Source organism: Pseudomonas sp. EA_65y_Pfl2_P74 (assembly GCF_963970575.1).
Lineage (GTDB): Bacteria > Pseudomonadota > Gammaproteobacteria > Pseudomonadales > Pseudomonadaceae > Aquipseudomonas > Aquipseudomonas baetica_A.
The window spans coordinates 54,048-69,923 of the sequence record NZ_CAXAOQ010000027.1 but is presented as its reverse complement, the minus strand read 5'-3'; the positions used below and the strand labels follow the sequence as shown (position 1 = coordinate 69,923).

Sequence of the window (15,876 nt, the reverse complement as noted above, 5' to 3'; positions counted from 1 at the left end):
GGAAATTTCTGTTTGGCATTGTTTCGCAGGAAAGGAAGTTGCCAGTGATGGCCCCATCGCGAGAAGGCTTACGCTCACGGGGGACAAACAATACCTGTGGGCGCGGGCTCGCTCGCGAAGGCAATGCGTTGGACAGCACCCAGCCTGGTTTAACCCTGAGTTTCCCGCTCCAGCTCAGTCTCTGCTTCGGCAGCTTTACCCTTGGTCTTCAACTCACTGACAATCACTGCCGCCACAATCAACCCAGCGCCCAGCAGTGCAATCGCTGGCAAGCGCTCACCGGCAATCCGTCCGACAATCCCGGCCCACACCGGCTCACCGGCATAGATCAACGTGGCCCGCGTCGGCGATACACTCTTCTGTGCCCAGTTCATTGCCACCTGAATCGCCGCACTCGCGGCGCCCAGTCCCAGTGCGGTCACCAGCAGCGTCCAGGAAAAGTCCGGAATCGCTTCGTTCGTCGGCACCACCAGCAGAAACGACAAGACAGCCGTCACCGCCAACTGCACCACGGTCACCCGGCGCACATCGACTTGCCCGGCATAAGTGCTGATCAGAATGATTTCGGCCGCAATGGCAATGGCGCTGATCAGCGTGGCGATTTCCCCGGGGCTGAAATTCAGCGAGGCCCCCGACGGCCCCGACAGCAGCATCAAACCGGTAAACGCCAGCATGATACCGATGCTCGGCATCAACCCCGGTCGCCGCCCGAGCACCAGCCATTGCAGCAACGGGACGAACGGCACGTACAACGCGGTGATGAATGCTGACTGACTGCTCGGGATCGATTGCAGACCGACCGTCTGCAAACCGTAGCCGAGCATGATCGCCACACCGATGAAGGCGCCGGCCTTGAGTTCGAACAGGGTCAGTTCGCGCAGATGGCGCCAAGAGAACAGCGCCACGATGCACGCCGCAGCGGCGAATCGCAGACCGACAAAAAACATCGGCCCACTGACGGTCATCGCGTGTTGCACCAGCAGGAAAGTGCCGCCCCAGACCATGGTGATCAGCACCAGCACGCACTCGGCTTTGCTGAAACGGGAGAAACGGAGGGAGGTGTCGGGGCGATTCACTGACGTCATGACCTTGCGCACTATAAAAGGCAGGACGCACAATGCGCCCAACGTTGCGCAGTATACTGCCCAACCCCACCGAGTGAGCAATATAGTGCCCAAAGATTCCAGCCAACGAGCGTCCGTCCTGCAACACGTCAGCCAGAACGTCCGGCGTCTGCGCCACGCGGCAGACATGAGCCAGACCGCGTTGGCGGAAAAATCCGGGGTGAGCCGGCGCATGCTGGTGGCGATCGAGGCGGGCGAAAAGAATGTCAGCCTGACCACCCTCGACCGCGTCGCCGAAGCACTCGACGTCGCCTTCAGTGATCTGATCCAGGCATCCGACGCGCGCGATCCGAGCCGCATCAACGAGGTGGCGTGGGCCGGTGTCATCCCCGGCAGCAAAGCGGTATTGCTGTCGAAGGCTACCGCGACCCGCGAAGTCGAACAGTGGGAATGGTGCCTGCAACCCGGTGAGGTCTATCCCTCGCAACCGGATGCCGACGGCTGGAGCGAACAGATCTACGTGTTTGAAGGCTGCCTGACGTTAATGCTCGGCGATCAACCGCAGCACATCAACGCGGGTGAGTTTTTCATGTTCGCCAGCAACCAGCCGCACGCCTATCGCAATGATGGGGATGTGGCGGCGCGGTTTGTCCGTAATGTGGTGATCTGAATGAGTCAGAGCGCAGATATCCTGATTATTGGCGGCGGCCTCAGCGGCACGATGCTGGCGGTGCAATTGCTGCGTCTGCCCGGTCAACGCAAGATTCTGATCATTGAACCGCGCGCCGAAGTGGGGCGCGGCGAGGCTTACAGCGCAGTCGAACCTGGCCATACGCTTAATGGCAACGCGGCGCGAATGAGCGTCGACCCGGATAACCCCAATGACCTGACGCAGTGGCTGACCGAGCATATTGCCGCTGGTGGCTGGCCGGAGTCGGCTGAGCAAAATGTACCTGTCAGTGAGTTGTTCCCGCCTCGTGGATTGTTCGGCGTTTACGTGCAACAACGGTTAGCCGAAGCCCGCAATGCCGGTGCGCAACAAGGCTCGACAGTCGAGCATGTCCGCGCGGAGGTCGTCGATCTGCACGCCGATGCGGATTCAGTGCACTTGACCTTGAGTGACGGTCAACTTTTACACGGCGCATTTGCTGTGCTCGCCACAGGCATGTTTCCCGCCGCACGCACGCCGCAGAAAGAATCTAGTGGCCTCAACGCCACCGCACTTGACCCTTGGGACGTCGCGGCCATGCGCCAACTCGATCCGCAATCGACCGTGCTGATCATCGGCTCCGGCCTGACCATGGTCGATGCCGTGGTCTCACTGGAACAGGCCGGGCATCGCGGGCCTATCGAGGTGTTTTCCCGTCACGGCTTGCTGCCTCACGTACGGCGCCAACCACCGGTTTGGGTGGATTTCCTCGCTGAAGATCCTGGCATTCGCTCGCCACGGCAGTTGCTGCGCGAATTGCGTCGGCATTGCCGTGAGGCCATCGCCCAAGGCATTGATTGGCAGGCGCCTCTGGACACGGTGCGCGCTCACATCGGACGCTTGTGGAGTCAGGCGACTGACGTGCAGCGTCGACAATTCGTACGGCATGTGCGGCCGTGGTGGGAGAGTCATCACCATCGTTCGCCGCCGCTGAGTGCGCAGTTGGTCGAACGGCTGCAGGGCGAGGGGCGGTTGCGGATTCAGGCGGCTTCTTTCAAAGGGCTTGAAACGTGCGTGGCGGACGGTGTGAGTATTCGCATTCGTCGCCGTGGTGAGGCTCAAACCTGTGTAGTTCATGGCGCTGCGCTGATCAATTCCAGTGGCATCGAGTATGACTGGCGTCGGGTGGCGCGACCGTTGCCGCAGCAGTTGCTGGCGCGGGGATTGGTGCGACCGGGGCCGTTGGCGTTGGGGATCGCGGCTGCGATTGATGGTGCAGTGCTGAACGAACACGGGCAGGCAGCGAATCGGCTGTTCGCCATGGGCCCGCCGTTGCGCGGGATGTGGTGGGAGAGTACGGCAGTGACCGATGTGGCGTTACAGGCGAAGGCGTTGGCGATGCGATTGTGTGCTGAGCAAGGCTGAGGATTGAGGTTGCTGATCAGGGCCTCTTCGCGGACTTGCCTGCGAAGAGGCCAGCAGGTTCAACATCTCTGTCTACTGGTCTGGCCTATTCGCTAGCAAGCGAGTTCCCACAGGGTTGTGTAGCGGCTGAAAGCTTACGCGACCACTTGATAACACGGCACATACGCCGCGCCGCCCGGCAGTTTCATCCGGTGCTGCGCAACGAAAGCTTTGAGCAGCGCATCGAGCGGTTGCATGATCGCTGCGTCACCACGGATCTGGTACGGCCCGTGTTCTTCAATCAAGCGAATGCCCTTGTCCTTGACGTTGCCGGCCACGATCCCGGAGAACGCCCGGCGCAGGTTGGCCGCCAGTTCGTGTGGCGGCTGATCGCGGTGCAGTTTGAGGTTGGCCATGTTTTCGTGGGTCGGATCGAACGGACGCTGGAACCCCTCCTCGATTTTCAACAGCCAGTTGAAGTGGAAGGCGTCGTTGCGCTCGCGGCGGAATTGCTTCACGGCTTTCAGGCCCTGAGTCATCTGGCGCGCGACTTCGGCCGGGTCGTCGATGATGATTTCGTAGTGCTGTTTTGCGGCTTCGCCAAGGGTGGCGGTGACAAACGCGTCGAGTTGCTCCAGATACGGTGCGGCATGTTTCGGCCCGGTCAGTACGACCGGGAACGGCAGGCCTTCGTTGTCCGGGTGCATCAGGATGCCCAGCAGGTACAGAAACTCTTCAGCAGTACCGGCGCCGCCCGGGAAGATGATGATGCCGTGGCCAACGCGCACGAACGCTTCGAGGCGTTTTTCGATGTCCGGCAGGATCACCAGTTCGTTGACGATCGGGTTGGGCGCTTCGGCGGCGATGATGCCCGGCTCGGTCAAGCCGAGGTAGCGACCGCCATGAATGCGTTGTTTGGCGTGGGCGATGGTCGCGCCCTTCATCGGGCCTTTCATGACGCCGGGGCCGCAACCGGTGCAGATGTCGAGGCTGCGCAGGCCCAGTTCGTGGCCGACTTTCTTGGTGTATTTGTACTCTTCGGTGTTGATCGAGTGGCCGCCCCAGCACACCACGATTTTCGGCTCGACACCCGGGCGCAGGGTGCGAGCGTTGCGCAGCAGGTGGAAGACGTAGTCGCTGATGCCTTGCGAGGTGCTCAGGTCGATGCGTTGGCTGTCGAGTTCATTCTCGGTGTAGACGATGTCGCGCAGAGCGCTGAACAGCATTTCCCGGGTGCTGGCGATCATTTCGCCGTCGACGAAGGCGTCGGCGGGAGCGTTCAGCAGCTCCAGGCGCACACCGCGATCCTGCTGGTGAATGCGGATTTCGAAATCCTTGTAGGCTTCAAGAATGGTCTTGGCGTTGTCGACATGCGCGCCGGTATTGAGGATGGCCAGGGCGCACTGGCGGAAGAGGGTGTAGGTGCTGCCGGATCCGGCTTCGCTCAGTTGCTGAACTTCACGTTGAGAAAGGGTTTCCAGGCTGCCCTTCGGGCTGACCGAGGCGTTGATTACGTGTCGTTGGGTCATGCAATGATCCTTAAAACGATGTCATCTCAAGACGAGGCGATGGCATCCGAATAGTGTGTATCCATGAATGAAGATGGCACGATCTGCGCTGTACCGCCATGTCCCCGTTGATTGATAAAAAGATGAAAAGGAGCCCCAGCATAGCTAAATCCGCCGCAGAGGCGATAATGCCCCGGCCGGTTTTTTCCGTTGCCCTTTTTTGCCGCTCAAGGAAGTCATTCGTGATGTTTGAAATTCAGCCGATGGATGCCGCTACTTTTCGCCAGCAGACCCGCCGCAGCACAATCATCATCGCCGTGCTGTTTCTGGTGCTGGCGATGTTGTTTTCGACGGTGGCAGTGGCGCTGTTCGGTGAGCCTGGCGGCGATAATCTGCGGTTCAATGTCGGTGGGGTGTTTGTCGCGTTCCTGTTGACGGCGGGGCTGTTGCGCGGGCGATTCTGGAATCAGAGCTGGATGGCCCCGGCTGTTTATAGCTGGCGGCTCAAGCGTAGCCTGATGAGTGTCACCAATGTGATGCATCAGGTGACGGCGGCGGTAGAAAAAAACGATCCGACGGCGATGAAGGTGTTGCGCTTCTATCATCTGGGGCTGACCCAGATGCATGAACTGGACGGTAACTCCAGTGATCACGGGCAACTATGGCGGGAAGTTGAGCAGCATAAGGAAAGCATGCAGGCGTTGGGGCTTGATATCGATCAGCCACGCCTCGATCCGGCGTGGCTGGAAGCCTTGAAATCCGCGTCGCGTTAAAACGGAATGCGCCTGGCTCGGCGCAGTTTCCACGAGCGGATCAGCCGCCCATAGACCAACAGGTTGACCGCCAGCACCACGCTGGCGAGTGCCAGTTGAATCTGCGGTGTCAGCCCGGCCGGGTAGATGATCGGCCAGATGTAATGCTCGATGAATCCACCGGCGTATTCGGTCTGTCCGGCGCCGTGGCGCATCAGGTTTTCCCAGTAGGTCAACGGACAGGTCAGGTGCAACACCTCGACCGCGAAGCCCCACGCGGCGGCGGGCAAGTGCAACCACATCAGCCGTGGCCACTTGAGCACCAGCAACCCGCCGAACAGCACGAACACAATGAACAACAAATGAAACAGCACCAGCCCGTCGGCTGCGATTCGGTACAGCATGTTGTCTCCCTGACGCGATTGTGAAAGGCGTTATGTTACGCGCAGGCCTTGGGCAATGGCGCAAGCTTGTTCAAGCCAGAGAGGTTTTTTAATGGCACCGTTATCAACGGCTTTTCTGGATGGAGAGCGTTATCTGCGATTCACGGTTGCCGCGCAGTAGGTTTCTTCAAGACGCTGGTGGTTGTAAGTTGCCCGCGTGAAACTGCTCTACGCTGTAAGGAGGGTAATTTACTTGTGGCAGGAGGTGTGCATGACGACTGAGCAAGAGCATCCTGAACGGGATGACGATGAGACGGATGAGCCGACGCAAGAAGAAATAGAGCGGGAGAAGCACAAGGAGCAAACCTGGAAACACGATGACGGCAGAGAGCTATCGGAGCCTGATCGCAAGTTGTAATTGATTCTTGCGAAAAAGCCCCGCATCAAAGCCTGAGCGGGGCTTTTCGTTATTTCAGAGATCGTCCATCTGCGTGAAATCGGGGTGTGAGGCCCGATATCCCAGGGTTTTGTCGATCCAGGCATTGAGTTCGTTGACCATCACCGGTGCCTGACCAGGATACTCTTCGAGGGTGGTGCGCAGGATACGTTCGATGTCGGGAACGGCACGCAGGTTTCGGGTTTTTATGTAGTGGCCGATAAAACAGTCGAGTTGAAAGCGTTCTGTCATGGACAGATGAATACACTCCAGGTCGTTGGCCTGTTTGATTGCAAAATCGTCGCGCAACTTGGTTCTCTGCAGGTTTGAAAAAGTTGTTGGGGATTCCTGGTTTTGTTGACTCTTCGGTCAACTGATATGCCAAATGGAAATGCGGCGCGCATGCTATCGCTAGCGCCTCTAAATGTATGTATGACGGTTGAAATGTCTGACAGGCGGTTAGTTCGTTCAAACGACTGTTTCGCATTGGGCTGTGTCATTGTTGAAACGCTTGTTGTAATGAAACGGAATCACTATTGATTCGAATCTTTTTAAATAAATTGATGCAAAGAACATTCAGGTCAGTTGTTCTATTAGCCTGGCGCCCTGATTGCGTGAATTTCCTACGGTTTTAGCGACTTTGTACCATTCGAACGTCTCCCACGGTTCGCCTTCGAACAGAAGCATATGTTCGGCGCGTTCGACGGGCGTTGCTGGATCGAGCCATTCGCGCACCAAATCTGCGCAGAACACCACAGGTCGACGATCATGGATATCAAGCATGCCGCCGACGCTGTCCGCAGTGATGATCACAAATCCATCGTCGTCCCGCGCCTGCGTGCCGGATGTAGGAAGTTGTCCGATGGCGGCGCAGAAAACTGGTCCGTGATCGGCCCGACGGATCAGCCACGGTTGTCGGGTTTTATCCTCGGCATCCACCCACTCAAACCAGTTGTCGACCGGGACGATCAAGCGATGCCGCCAGATGGCCCGGAAGAATGGGCCATGGGCGACTTTCTCCACTCGCGCGTTGATTGGCGCTGCGCGATCCTTGGCCCAGTGTGGGCGCCAGCCCCAGCGCAGGTTGTCAGCGCACAGTCGTTGATCGTGCTGATGGAGCACGGCCAGCGAAGTGGTCGGGGCCGCGTTGTAGCGATTCAGCGGCGCGTCGCCCACATGATTGAGCAACGCATCCGGGATGCTCAGCACAGCAACGAAATCGTGAATGCCACGGTACTGCGAGAGTCTTGCGCACATGGGCTGAATCTCCGGTTGGACGGTTTCAGCTTAGTCGCTGATGCGCTCTCAATCCTTGTCTTGAGCAGACACTGGCTAACTGAGCGAGCGCCGGAACCAAACCCTGTGTACCTTATCCAGCCTCGGCTCGCAGAACCGGGCGCAGGGAAGGGTAAGGGCGAAGGAGTTTTGCCAATCGACAACGTGACCGCAGCGGTCGGACTCAAGGCGAAACATGACAACCGGATTCAGACTTCTTTGTGCAGCAGCCATTGTTTTGGGGTTGGCCGGTTGCATTGCCGCGCCCATCGAATTGACCGCGCAAACCGAAACACGCCTGAAAGCTCAAGCGCCGGTGCGCTTTTTGCTGACGTACGATGATGGCCCCAGCGCCTCGAGTTTCTGGAATCCGTCGGCCACGGTCCTCGACAGCCTCAAAGACAACCCCCTGCAACCGGGCATCAAAGCGGTGTTCTTCGTCCAGACCCGTGCGCCCAGGGCAGGCGACAGCGAGATCGGCCGCGCCATCATGCGTCGCGAGCATGAGGAGGGGCATATCCTCGGTTTTCACACCGCGACCCACTGGCACACCAATCATCGCTTGCTCGACCCGCGGGAGCTGGAAACGTCGCTGAGCAACGGTACGGCTGACATCGCCGCCATTACCGGGGCGCCACCCCGGTTATTGCGTCCGCCATTCTGGAACTACGACAAGCGCACTTTTGCCGCCTATCAACAACATGGATTACACGTCTTGTTGACGGATTTGAGCGCTAATGACGGCAAGATTTGGGGGTTTAACGCCAGCCCGCGGCGCCGGGCGAACCTGTTGCGGCAGTTGTCGCAAGTCCGGGAGCGCATCGCTCTTGGTGAGTTTCCAACCGTGGACGGGGTCATTCCGGTGGTGGTGACCTTCCATGACCTCAATCGCTACACCGCGCGGCATACTCGCGAATATCTGCAAATCCTGCTGGACAGTGCAGCCGCCACAGGCGTGAGGCTGGCGGACAAGCCGTTCTACGATGACCACGCTGCGCTGGAGAAGGCCGCGCTGGCGCGCACGGTTCAGCAAAGTTCGGATCAAGTGGAGTTACCGGGCATCTGGAACTGGGTCTGGGATCATGACGCCCACTGAGTCGTCGGGTCAATGTTGTGATCCGGTTGGCATTTTTGTATCGAGCAGGACACCAATGGCTCATCTATGCTTTCTGGGTTGACCGATTCTCTCATCGCCTGCGAGGCGTCAGCCCATGCTTGCCATCGCCGATATTTGCCGCATTGTCGAATCCGGCTTCCCCGCGTTTAAATGCGACTGCATTCCTACGCCGCAGGGGCTATTGCAAATCAAAGTCTATGAGCCCGACAGCGGTCACGTCGAGTTACTGCTCAATGGTGTTTCCCCGGAACATCTCGTCACGATCCGCGACATTTCCAACTTCATCGGTGAGTTACGCACGGAGATCAATGCGGGACGCAGGGCTTTTGCCGGTTAAACCTCATAAACGCCGCTGAAACGCCTGAACGATGCGCAACGTCGCGTCGCTGGTTTCCAGGTTCTGTACCGCGTCCAGTGGATGCCAGATGCAATCGGTGATCTCGTTCTGCGGGCGTACCTGGTCAATGTTCAATACCGATGCCTCGTAGACGTGATGCCGCGTGCTCCCGGTTTGCAGTTCCATCAGGTAAAGCACATCGTCGGCATCCAGTCCGGTTTCTTCCTGCAATTCACGCATGGCCGCATCCGCTCGGGTTTCCCCAGGCTCGACCTTGCCGCCGGGCAATGTCCAGCGACAGCGGGGTTTGCGCACCAGGAGTACGTGTCGATCCTGCTCGCAAATAACGGTTGCGCGTACTTTCATTTGTTACCTTTTTGGCGGGATGTCATAAACATGAAATAAAACTGCAATATTCGAGCCGGGTCCTTGCTCAAGGTTCCTTGGGTTTTGGCGCTTTTGGTTGTACGAAAACGGCCAAACCCCTGACAGACAGCATAGCGACACTCGGTCGGCACTTCGGCGCAATCAGGGTGTAAGGTAAAAGCGTGTAGCTGAACCAACCGTTAGCGGACAGGAGGTGTCCATGAGCATTCCCATGTTGAACAAAATGCACATGAACGGCTATGACGTGCTCAGCGTGAACAACGGCCCGTGGCGGGTCTGCACCCAGGGTGACCGGCTGGCGTCGTTTCGCAGCAGAGAAGAGGCGCTGGCGTATGCAGCGGCGCTCCCCGGTTACAAAAAGCGCTCGACACGTGCTCAAACTGAGAGCGTGAGCTAAATATTTGTAACCTGTAACGAAAGAGCCCCGGTTTATGCCGGGGCTTGTGTTTTGGGCTGCGTCGGCCTCAGTGAACCTTGGTACGGCTGATGGCGCGAGCCTTTACTTCCTTGGCATACAGTTGCAGCCGCTCTTCATCGCTCTGCAGTACCTCGCAGGATCTCAGTACGGTCTGAGCATCCGCCTCGTTGCCGGACTGGCGCAACTGTTCGGCGATACGTTTGAGGTCGACGGCCGACCATCGCAGATCCGAGGCCACACTTTGCAAGTCACGCTGAAGTTCGTGTTCGTATTCATTGAGCCGCATGGTCATCTCCAGAACATTCTCGGTAGAAAAGACTAGTCGCATTTTTCACGGTGTGTGCGCAGTTCGTCTGTCATCGGCTCAAAGGACATGAAAATTGCCCAATCACCATTGAGGGCGCGGGGCCATGATGGATGTGTACTCCGTTACGCGATACATTCGCTTTTTTTTAAGCAGGAAAACATGATGCGGATATGGATCGGGAGTTTGGCGTTGGTCATGTTGGCCGGTTGCTCGTTGCCGGCTTCATTGGTGCCGGGTGAGCCTAATCTCAGCAAGACCAGTGACAAAGCACCCAAAGACTATGCCGCGTGTGTATTGCCGTTATGGCAGCAGGATGTTGCAAAGGCTTCGCAGACGTCGATTTCCAACGGCTACCGCGTTACGGCGCCCAGCATCATCACCGCTGACGAGATTCTCGATATCGTGAAATACAAGGACGGCAGCCGCGTATCGCTGTATCAGGGGCCGCCGTGGGCCAAGTCCGGTTCGTTGCGCAAATCGGTGCGTGACTGCCTCTGACGACTGCTTGAGGAGCACCGTCAGAGCGTATCCACCAACCAGTCCCGAAACGCCTTCAGCGACGGCAGAGTTTCGTTGCGCGGTGGATACACCAGGTAATAGCTGCGCCGACTGGTGATGGGTTCTCCCAGTTGCAGCAACTCGCCATTCAACAACTCTTCCTCGACCAGAATTCGTGGCACCAGGCCTACGCCGATATTCGCGCGTACGGCCTGAATCAAGTGCGACGTCATTTCAAAGCTCGGCCCGATGCGCATGCTGCGATGCGGCAAGGCGTGATGGCTGAACCATTCCGCCCATGCCTGGGCATTACTGCTGACGTTGAGCAGCAATTGCCCGGCGATGTGCTGCTCTGCGCCATTGCGCTCGGCGGCAGACCACTGTGCACTGGCGATCACCACCAGTTCTTCGGTGTGCAGGGGCAGGGCTGTCAGCCCTGGCCATTCACCGCCGCCGACGCAGATGGCGGCATCGATTTCACTGGTATCAAAGTCAATCGCTTCGATGCGTGAGTGCAGGTGCACGGTCATGCCCGGGTGCGCGGTGTAGAAGTCCTTGAGGCGCGGCAACAACCATTTCGAGCCAAACGTTGGCAGCGTTGCCAATCGCAAACTGTGGATGCCGGAACCAAACGCCATGGCTTGCAGGGTCGCGCTGCGGATCTGCCCGAGGGCTTCGGCGAGTTCGCGTTGATACATGCGCCCGACATCGGTCAGGACGACTTTGCGACCTTCGCGATTGAACAAGCGCATGCCGAGCATCTTCTCCAGAATTTGCACCTGACGGCTGACCGCACTTTGCGTCAACGACAGCTCATGGGCGGCGCGGGTGTAGCTTTCATGGCGTGCGGCGGCCTCGAAGGCCAGCAATAACGACATGGAGGGCGTGAGCGTTCGCGGATTCATTCGTAAAAGTCATTGATAGCGGGTCGAATTTACGGTTGTCCCAGCGTCCTTCAACAATGAACATTGGCACCATTAGATGGCGGAGGGTGACGCAATCATTCGTTGCGTACAACTGTTCACCGCCACACGACCCGAATTTGCCCTGAGATGCCCTGACCGATGATTGCCCAACTGTCGCCCGCTACCGCACTGACCGCCGATTACCAGCAGTTCCTCAAAGCCCTGAAGGCCAGCGGTTTTCGCGGTGAAATCAGCGCCGACTACGCCAGCCGCGTGGTGTTGGCGACCGACAACTCGATCTATCAACGCCTGCCACAAGCGGCGGTGTTTCCCATGGATGCCGAGGATGTGGCGCGGGTTGCACGGCTGATCGCCGAGCCTGCTTACAAACAAGTGGTGATCACACCACGCGGCGGTGGCACCGGCACCAATGGGCAGTCGCTGACCGACGGCATCGTCGTCGACCTGTCGCGGCACATGAACCGCATTCTGGACATCAACGTTGAGCAGCGCTGGGTGCGGGTGCAGGCCGGGGTGGTCAAGGATCAGCTCAACGCCGCGCTGAAATCCGCCGGGCTGTTTTTCGCACCGGAGTTGTCGACCTCCAACCGTGCCACCGTCGGCGGCATGATCAACACCGACGCCAGCGGCCAGGGCAGTTGCACCTACGGCAAGACCCGCGACCATGTGCTCGAACTCGACATGATCCTGCGTGGTGGCGAGCGTCTGCACGGTCTGCCACTGGAGGAAAGCGAGTTGACAGCGCTGTGTGCCCGGCAAGACCGGGTTGGCGACGTCTATCGCTGCGCCCGGCAGATCATCGATGAGCAGGGCGCACTGATCAAAGAGCGTTTCCCCGATCTCAACCGCTGCCTGACCGGTTACGACCTTGCGCATCTGCGTGAAGCCGATCACCGTTTCAACCTCAACAGTGTGCTGTGCGGTGCTGAAGGTTCGTTGGGGTTTGTGGTCGAGGCGAAGTTGAATGTGCTGCCGATCCCCAAGCACACGATGCTGGTGAACATTCGTTACGCAGGCTTCATGGACGCGCTTCGCGATGCCCGGGCCTTGATGGCGCTCAAACCGTTGTCGATCGAAACCGTGGACTCCAAAGTCCTGCTGCTGGCGATGCAGGACATCGTCTGGCACGGCGTTGCCGAGTATTTCCCGGAAAGCGCCGAGCGGCCAACCCTGGGGATCAACCTGGTCGAGTTCTGTGGTGATGATCCCGAAGACTTGCAGCGCAGGGTCGAGACCTTCATCGAACACTTGATCAGCGATCAAACCGTTGAGCGGCTGGGCCACACGCTGGCCGTCGGGCAGGCCGCCGTGAGCAAGGTGTACGGCATGCGCAAACGGGCGGTTGGTCTGCTCGGCAACGTCGCCGGTGAAGCGCGGCCGCAGCCGTTTGTCGAAGACACCGCCGTGCCGCCGCAGCATTTGGCCGAGTACATCGCCGAGTTGCGCGATTTGCTCGACAGCCATGGCCTGCAGTACGGCATGTTTGGCCATGTCGATGCGGGCGTGCTGCACGTACGACCGATTCTCGACATGAAAGATCCGCAGCAAGCGGCGCTGGTGCGCCCGGTGTCCGACGGTGTTGCCGCGTTGACTCAACGCTACGGCGGACTGCTGTGGGGCGAGCACGGCAAAGGCCTGCGCTCGGAATACGCACCGGCGTTTTTCGGTGAGCTGTATCCGGCACTGCAAGCCCTGAAGGCGGCGTTTGACCCGTTCAACCAATTCAACCCGGGCAAGATCGCCACTGCCGCCAATACCGATGCGACGTTGCTGAAAATCGACGAAGTGACTTTGCGCGGCGAACTGGATCGGCAGATCGACGAAAAAGTCTGGCAGAGCTACGGCGCGGCCATGCACTGCAACGGCAACGGTGCCTGCTATAACTTCGACCCGGACGATGCGATGTGCCCGTCGTGGAAAGCCACCCGTGAACGTTCGCAGTCGCCCAAGGGCCGGGCTTCGTTGATTCGCGAGTGGCTGCGGTTGCAGGGCGAGGCGGGGGTTGATGTGTTGTCGGATGCCATTCGCCGCCCGGCGTTTTTCTCATCGCTGTGGCAGCGCTGGCGCAACAGCCGTGCGCAGTCCGAAGACTTCTCCCATGAGGTCTACGACGCCATGGCCGGTTGCCTGGCGTGCAAGTCCTGCGCGGGACAATGCCCGGTCAAGGTCAACGTGCCGGAGTTTCGTTCGCGGTTTCTTGAGCTGTATCACAGCCGTTATCTGCGTCCGGCACGGGACTATCTGATTGCCTCGCTGGAATACAGCATCCCGTACATGGCGCGTATTCCGGCGCTGTACAACGGTTTGATGGGCGCCTCGTTTATTCGCCGCCTGCTCGAACGCTTGGGGGGTATGGTCGATGTGCCGCTGCTCAGTCGCTTTGATTTTCACGCAGCCATGCGCCGTTGGCAGGTGCAACCGGCGACGGTGGCGACCTTGTCTGCACTGAGCGCGGCGCAACGTGAGCGCAGCGTGGTGCTGGTGCAGGACGCCTTCACCCGTTACTTCGAAGCACCGCTGCTGGCAGACCTGATCGAACTGATTTCGCGTCTGGGTTATCAGGTGTATCTGGCGCCGTTCAGCGCCAACGGCAAACCCCTGCATGTTCAGGGTTTCCTGTCGGCGTTCAACCGCGCGGCGCTGCGTAATGCCCGGCAACTGCGTGAACTGGCGGATGTCGGTGTGCCGCTGCTGGGGCTGGACCCGGCGATGACCCTGGTGTATCGCCAGGAATACTTGAAAGTGCCCGGCATGGAGCAATGCCCGGAAGTGGCGCTGGTGCAGGAGTGGTTGCTCAAGGTGATGCCGGAACAGGTTCGTCAGGGCAATGCCCAGACGTTCCGTTTGCTGGCCCATTGCACGGAAAAAACCAACGCCCCGGCCGCCACTCGGCAATGGGAGCAAGTGTTTGAACGCGCGGGACTGAAACTGGCGACTCAGGCCACCGGCTGCTGTGGCATGTCCGGCACCTATGGTCACGAGGCGCGTAACCGCGAAACGTCGGCGGTGATCTACGAGCAATCGTGGGCGCGGCAGGTTGATGTGCCGGTGGCGCAGGGCGAGGCGCTGGCCACCGGTTATTCGTGCCGCAGCCAGGTCAAGCGCCAGTCGGATCAGGCGCTGCGCCATCCGTTGCAGGTGCTGCTGGCGGTTCTGCGTCGCTGAGCAGTTCGTCGTCCGGGGCGTTGTCCCAGATCATCCGAGGGTCGAAACTCATCGCCGAGAGCATGGTGAACACCACCACCATGCCGAAGAACAGGATGCCCGGGCGCGGCTCGATATCGCCCAGCGCCTGGAATTTCACCAGCGCTGCGACCAACGCCACCACCAGCACGTCGAGCATCGACCAATAGCCGATCAGCTCGACGAAGCGGAACAGTTTCGAGCGTTCGCGACGCGCCCAACCGCTGCCGCACTGCACGGTGATCAGCAGCAGCGACAGGGCGACGAACTTGATGCCCGGCACCGCGATGCTGGCGATGAAAATGATCAGGGCTATGTCCCACGCGCCACCGTCCCAGAACTCCAGCACGCCACTCATGATCGTGCTGTCGGCGCCGTTGCCGAGCATGACGGTGTTCATCACCGGCAGCAGATTGGCCGGCACATAAAACGCCAGCGCTGCAAACAGGTAGGCCCAGGTGCGAGCCAGTGAATGGGGCTTGCGCCGGTGTAACGGTGCGTCACAGCGCGGGCACTCTTGGGGCTCGTCGCTCATGTCACAGGCCAGCCCACAGCTGTGACACAGGCAGAGATTGAGTTCGCTGGCCGTCGCTGGTCGTTTCATGGAATGTCCCACAGATCACGAATGTCGCGGCCGGCGATGCGGATCATCATCAGGCTCAGTGCGGCAAGGGCAAACAGACCGATGCCCGGCAACACATCAAGCAACCCCGCGAGTTTGAACACCGCCACCATCGCCCCCAGCAGGCAGACTTCGAGCATGCTCCAGGGGCGCAACGTTTCCAGCCAGCGCAAACAGACCTTGAAGCCCGGCGCTCGGCGTGAAGAGAGGGCGAAGCTGAGCACCCAGATCAACAGCACCAATTGAAAGGCCGGGGCGATGATGATCGAAATCGCCGCGACCATCGCCATGAACGTGATGGGCCCTTGACTCAGCGCCAGCACCGAATCCCACAGCGTCGCACTGTTTTTCAGGCCCTTCATGCTGATGCTCATCACCGGGTAGAAATTGGCGAACAACCACAGCATGGCCGCGGTAAAGCTCAGGGCCAGCCGTTGTTCGGCGGTCAAACCGTTGTAGCGCTGCAACACGCCACCGCAGCGCGTGCAAAGGGTCTTCTGATGCTGAGTGAGCACGACTTTTTCGTACACACAGTCGCAGTGCTCACAGATGATCAGGTGTTCGGTGTGGGCCATGGGTGGCACTCGACGGCTGGGCACAAGACCTGATC

General features: G+C 59.3%; 19 protein-coding genes. 9 read left to right on the top strand and 10 right to left on the bottom strand.

Annotation, left to right across the window (positions count from 1 at the left end; genetic code table 11):
• Positions 1-149 precede the first annotated feature (149 nt).
• Positions 150-1,085 (bottom strand): DMT family transporter, encoded by a 936-nt coding sequence (locus AACY18_RS20740; RefSeq protein ID WP_339433117.1) that lies wholly within the window; start codon positions 1,083-1,085, stop codon positions 150-152.
• Positions 1,086-1,170: 85 nt separating this feature from the next.
• Between AACY18_RS20740 and AACY18_RS20735 the strand changes: the two genes are divergently transcribed.
• Together AACY18_RS20735 and AACY18_RS20730 are read left to right on the top strand one after the other, a co-directional pair.
• Positions 1,171-1,734 (top strand): helix-turn-helix domain-containing protein, encoded by a 564-nt coding sequence (locus tag AACY18_RS20735; protein WP_339465943.1) that lies wholly within the window; start codon positions 1,171-1,173, stop codon positions 1,732-1,734.
• The gene (locus AACY18_RS20730) at positions 1,735-3,138 is read left to right on the top strand and encodes an FAD/NAD(P)-binding protein (RefSeq protein ID WP_339433119.1); all 1,404 of its coding nucleotides are present in this window, start codon (positions 1,735-1,737) and stop codon (positions 3,136-3,138) included.
• Between the two features lie 134 nt (positions 3,139-3,272).
• Here AACY18_RS20730 and ppnN read toward each other — a convergent pair whose 3' ends face one another.
• Positions 3,273-4,646: a nucleotide 5'-monophosphate nucleosidase PpnN gene (gene ppnN, locus AACY18_RS20725; RefSeq protein WP_339433120.1), complete on the bottom strand. Its 1,374-nt coding sequence runs from the start codon at positions 4,644-4,646 to the stop codon at positions 3,273-3,275.
• A 224-nt stretch (positions 4,647-4,870) separates the two neighbouring features.
• Between ppnN and AACY18_RS20720 the strand changes: the two genes are divergently transcribed.
• Positions 4,871-5,398, top strand: coding sequence for a DUF3087 domain-containing protein (locus tag AACY18_RS20720; protein WP_339465962.1), 528 nt, complete (start codon positions 4,871-4,873; stop codon positions 5,396-5,398).
• On the opposite strand, the gene AACY18_RS20715 is transcribed toward AACY18_RS20720, so the two are convergent.
• Entirely contained in the window at positions 5,395-5,781 is a 387-nt protein-coding gene (locus AACY18_RS20715) for a DUF2784 domain-containing protein (RefSeq protein ID WP_339465942.1), read from the bottom strand. The two genes, AACY18_RS20720 and AACY18_RS20715, sit on opposite strands and share 4 nt — an antisense overlap.
• Before the next feature lie 250 nt (positions 5,782-6,031).
• Between AACY18_RS20715 and AACY18_RS20710 the strand changes: the two genes are divergently transcribed.
• Positions 6,032-6,178, top strand: coding sequence for a hypothetical protein (locus AACY18_RS20710; protein ID WP_339433122.1), 147 nt, complete (start codon positions 6,032-6,034; stop codon positions 6,176-6,178).
• Between the two features lie 54 nt (positions 6,179-6,232).
• On the opposite strand, the gene AACY18_RS20705 is transcribed toward AACY18_RS20710, so the two are convergent.
• Both AACY18_RS20705 and AACY18_RS20700 read right to left on the bottom strand, forming a co-directional pair.
• Positions 6,233-6,505, bottom strand: a complete 273-nt coding sequence (locus AACY18_RS20705; RefSeq protein ID WP_339433123.1) for a hypothetical protein — start codon at positions 6,503-6,505, stop codon at positions 6,233-6,235.
• 267 nt (positions 6,506-6,772) lie between these two features.
• A complete protein-coding gene (locus AACY18_RS20700) occupies positions 6,773-7,453 on the bottom strand; it encodes an SOS response-associated peptidase (RefSeq protein WP_339465940.1) in 681 nt (226 codons plus the stop codon).
• Positions 7,454-7,667: 214 nt separating this feature from the next.
• Between AACY18_RS20700 and AACY18_RS20695 the strand changes: the two genes are divergently transcribed.
• Positions 7,668-8,567: a polysaccharide deacetylase family protein gene (locus AACY18_RS20695; RefSeq protein WP_339433125.1), complete on the top strand. Its 900-nt coding sequence runs from the start codon at positions 7,668-7,670 to the stop codon at positions 8,565-8,567.
• Positions 8,568-8,682: 115 nt separating this feature from the next.
• Positions 8,683-8,925, top strand: a complete 243-nt coding sequence (locus AACY18_RS20690; protein WP_339433126.1) for a DUF1652 domain-containing protein — start codon at positions 8,683-8,685, stop codon at positions 8,923-8,925.
• Between the two features lie 3 nt (positions 8,926-8,928).
• Here the strand turns inward: AACY18_RS20690 and AACY18_RS20685 are convergent, their stop codons facing one another.
• Positions 8,929-9,291: an NUDIX hydrolase gene (locus AACY18_RS20685; RefSeq protein ID WP_221729624.1), complete on the bottom strand. Its 363-nt coding sequence runs from the start codon at positions 9,289-9,291 to the stop codon at positions 8,929-8,931.
• 220 nt (positions 9,292-9,511) lie between these two features.
• On the opposite strand from AACY18_RS20685, the gene AACY18_RS20680 reads away from it, so the two are divergent.
• On the top strand, positions 9,512-9,709 hold the full coding sequence (locus AACY18_RS20680) for a DUF2188 domain-containing protein (RefSeq protein ID WP_339433128.1): 198 nt from the start codon (positions 9,512-9,514) through the stop codon (positions 9,707-9,709).
• Positions 9,710-9,776: 67 nt separating this feature from the next.
• Here the strand turns inward: AACY18_RS20680 and AACY18_RS20675 are convergent, their stop codons facing one another.
• Positions 9,777-10,016, bottom strand: a complete 240-nt coding sequence (locus tag AACY18_RS20675) for a hypothetical protein (RefSeq protein ID WP_221729626.1) — start codon at positions 10,014-10,016, stop codon at positions 9,777-9,779.
• A gap of 183 nt (positions 10,017-10,199) precedes the next feature.
• Between AACY18_RS20675 and AACY18_RS20670 the strand changes: the two genes are divergently transcribed.
• Complete coding sequence (locus AACY18_RS20670; protein WP_339433129.1) at positions 10,200-10,535, top strand: hypothetical protein; 336 nt, start codon at positions 10,200-10,202, stop codon at positions 10,533-10,535.
• A gap of 20 nt (positions 10,536-10,555) precedes the next feature.
• Here the strand turns inward: AACY18_RS20670 and AACY18_RS20665 are convergent, their stop codons facing one another.
• Positions 10,556-11,440, bottom strand: coding sequence for a LysR substrate-binding domain-containing protein (locus tag AACY18_RS20665; RefSeq protein WP_221729628.1), 885 nt, complete (start codon positions 11,438-11,440; stop codon positions 10,556-10,558).
• A 159-nt stretch (positions 11,441-11,599) separates the two neighbouring features.
• Between AACY18_RS20665 and ydiJ the strand changes: the two genes are divergently transcribed.
• The gene (ydiJ, locus tag AACY18_RS20660) at positions 11,600-14,626 is read left to right on the top strand and encodes a D-2-hydroxyglutarate dehydrogenase YdiJ (RefSeq protein WP_339433130.1); all 3,027 of its coding nucleotides are present in this window, start codon (positions 11,600-11,602) and stop codon (positions 14,624-14,626) included.
• Here ydiJ and AACY18_RS20655 read toward each other — a convergent pair.
• Together AACY18_RS20655 and AACY18_RS20650 are read right to left on the bottom strand one after the other, a co-directional pair.
• Positions 14,559-15,248: a paraquat-inducible protein A gene (locus tag AACY18_RS20655; RefSeq protein ID WP_339465938.1), complete on the bottom strand. Its 690-nt coding sequence runs from the start codon at positions 15,246-15,248 to the stop codon at positions 14,559-14,561. The genes ydiJ and AACY18_RS20655 overlap by 68 nt on opposite strands.
• Entirely contained in the window at positions 15,245-15,841 is a 597-nt protein-coding gene (locus AACY18_RS20650; protein ID WP_339433132.1) for a paraquat-inducible protein A, read from the bottom strand. Before AACY18_RS20650 ends, AACY18_RS20655 begins: the two co-directional genes overlap by 4 nt.
• Between the last annotated feature and the right edge of the window lie 35 nt (positions 15,842-15,876).

Excerpts from the sequence above, each read along its gene's own strand:
- AACY18_RS20740 (WP_339433117.1), bottom strand. The coding sequence starts at position 1,085 with ATGACGTCAGTGAATCGCCCCGACACCTCCCTCCGTTTCTCCCGTTTC.
- AACY18_RS20730 (WP_339433119.1), top strand. The coding sequence starts at position 1,735 with ATGAGTCAGAGCGCAGATATCCTGATTATTGGCGGCGGCCTCAGCGGC.
- ppnN (WP_339433120.1), bottom strand. The coding sequence starts at position 4,646 with ATGACCCAACGACACGTAATCAACGCCTCGGTCAGCCCGAAGGGCAGC.
- AACY18_RS20720 (WP_339465962.1), top strand. The coding sequence starts at position 4,871 with ATGTTTGAAATTCAGCCGATGGATGCCGCTACTTTTCGCCAGCAGACC.
- AACY18_RS20715 (WP_339465942.1), bottom strand. The coding sequence starts at position 5,781 with ATGCTGTACCGAATCGCAGCCGACGGGCTGGTGCTGTTTCATTTGTTG.
- AACY18_RS20710 (WP_339433122.1), top strand. The coding sequence starts at position 6,032 with ATGACGACTGAGCAAGAGCATCCTGAACGGGATGACGATGAGACGGAT.
- AACY18_RS20700 (WP_339465940.1), bottom strand. The coding sequence starts at position 7,453 with ATGTGCGCAAGACTCTCGCAGTACCGTGGCATTCACGATTTCGTTGCT.
- AACY18_RS20695 (WP_339433125.1), top strand. The coding sequence starts at position 7,668 with ATGACAACCGGATTCAGACTTCTTTGTGCAGCAGCCATTGTTTTGGGG.
- AACY18_RS20690 (WP_339433126.1), top strand. The coding sequence starts at position 8,683 with ATGCTTGCCATCGCCGATATTTGCCGCATTGTCGAATCCGGCTTCCCC.
- AACY18_RS20685 (WP_221729624.1), bottom strand. The coding sequence starts at position 9,291 with ATGAAAGTACGCGCAACCGTTATTTGCGAGCAGGATCGACACGTACTC.
- AACY18_RS20680 (WP_339433128.1), top strand. The coding sequence starts at position 9,512 with ATGAGCATTCCCATGTTGAACAAAATGCACATGAACGGCTATGACGTG.
- AACY18_RS20675 (WP_221729626.1), bottom strand. The coding sequence starts at position 10,016 with ATGCGGCTCAATGAATACGAACACGAACTTCAGCGTGACTTGCAAAGT.
- AACY18_RS20670 (WP_339433129.1), top strand. The coding sequence starts at position 10,200 with ATGCGGATATGGATCGGGAGTTTGGCGTTGGTCATGTTGGCCGGTTGC.
- AACY18_RS20665 (WP_221729628.1), bottom strand. The coding sequence starts at position 11,440 with ATGAATCCGCGAACGCTCACGCCCTCCATGTCGTTATTGCTGGCCTTC.
- ydiJ (WP_339433130.1), top strand. The coding sequence starts at position 11,600 with ATGATTGCCCAACTGTCGCCCGCTACCGCACTGACCGCCGATTACCAG.
- AACY18_RS20655 (WP_339465938.1), bottom strand. The coding sequence starts at position 15,248 with ATGAAACGACCAGCGACGGCCAGCGAACTCAATCTCTGCCTGTGTCAC.
- AACY18_RS20650 (WP_339433132.1), bottom strand. The coding sequence starts at position 15,841 with ATGGCCCACACCGAACACCTGATCATCTGTGAGCACTGCGACTGTGTG.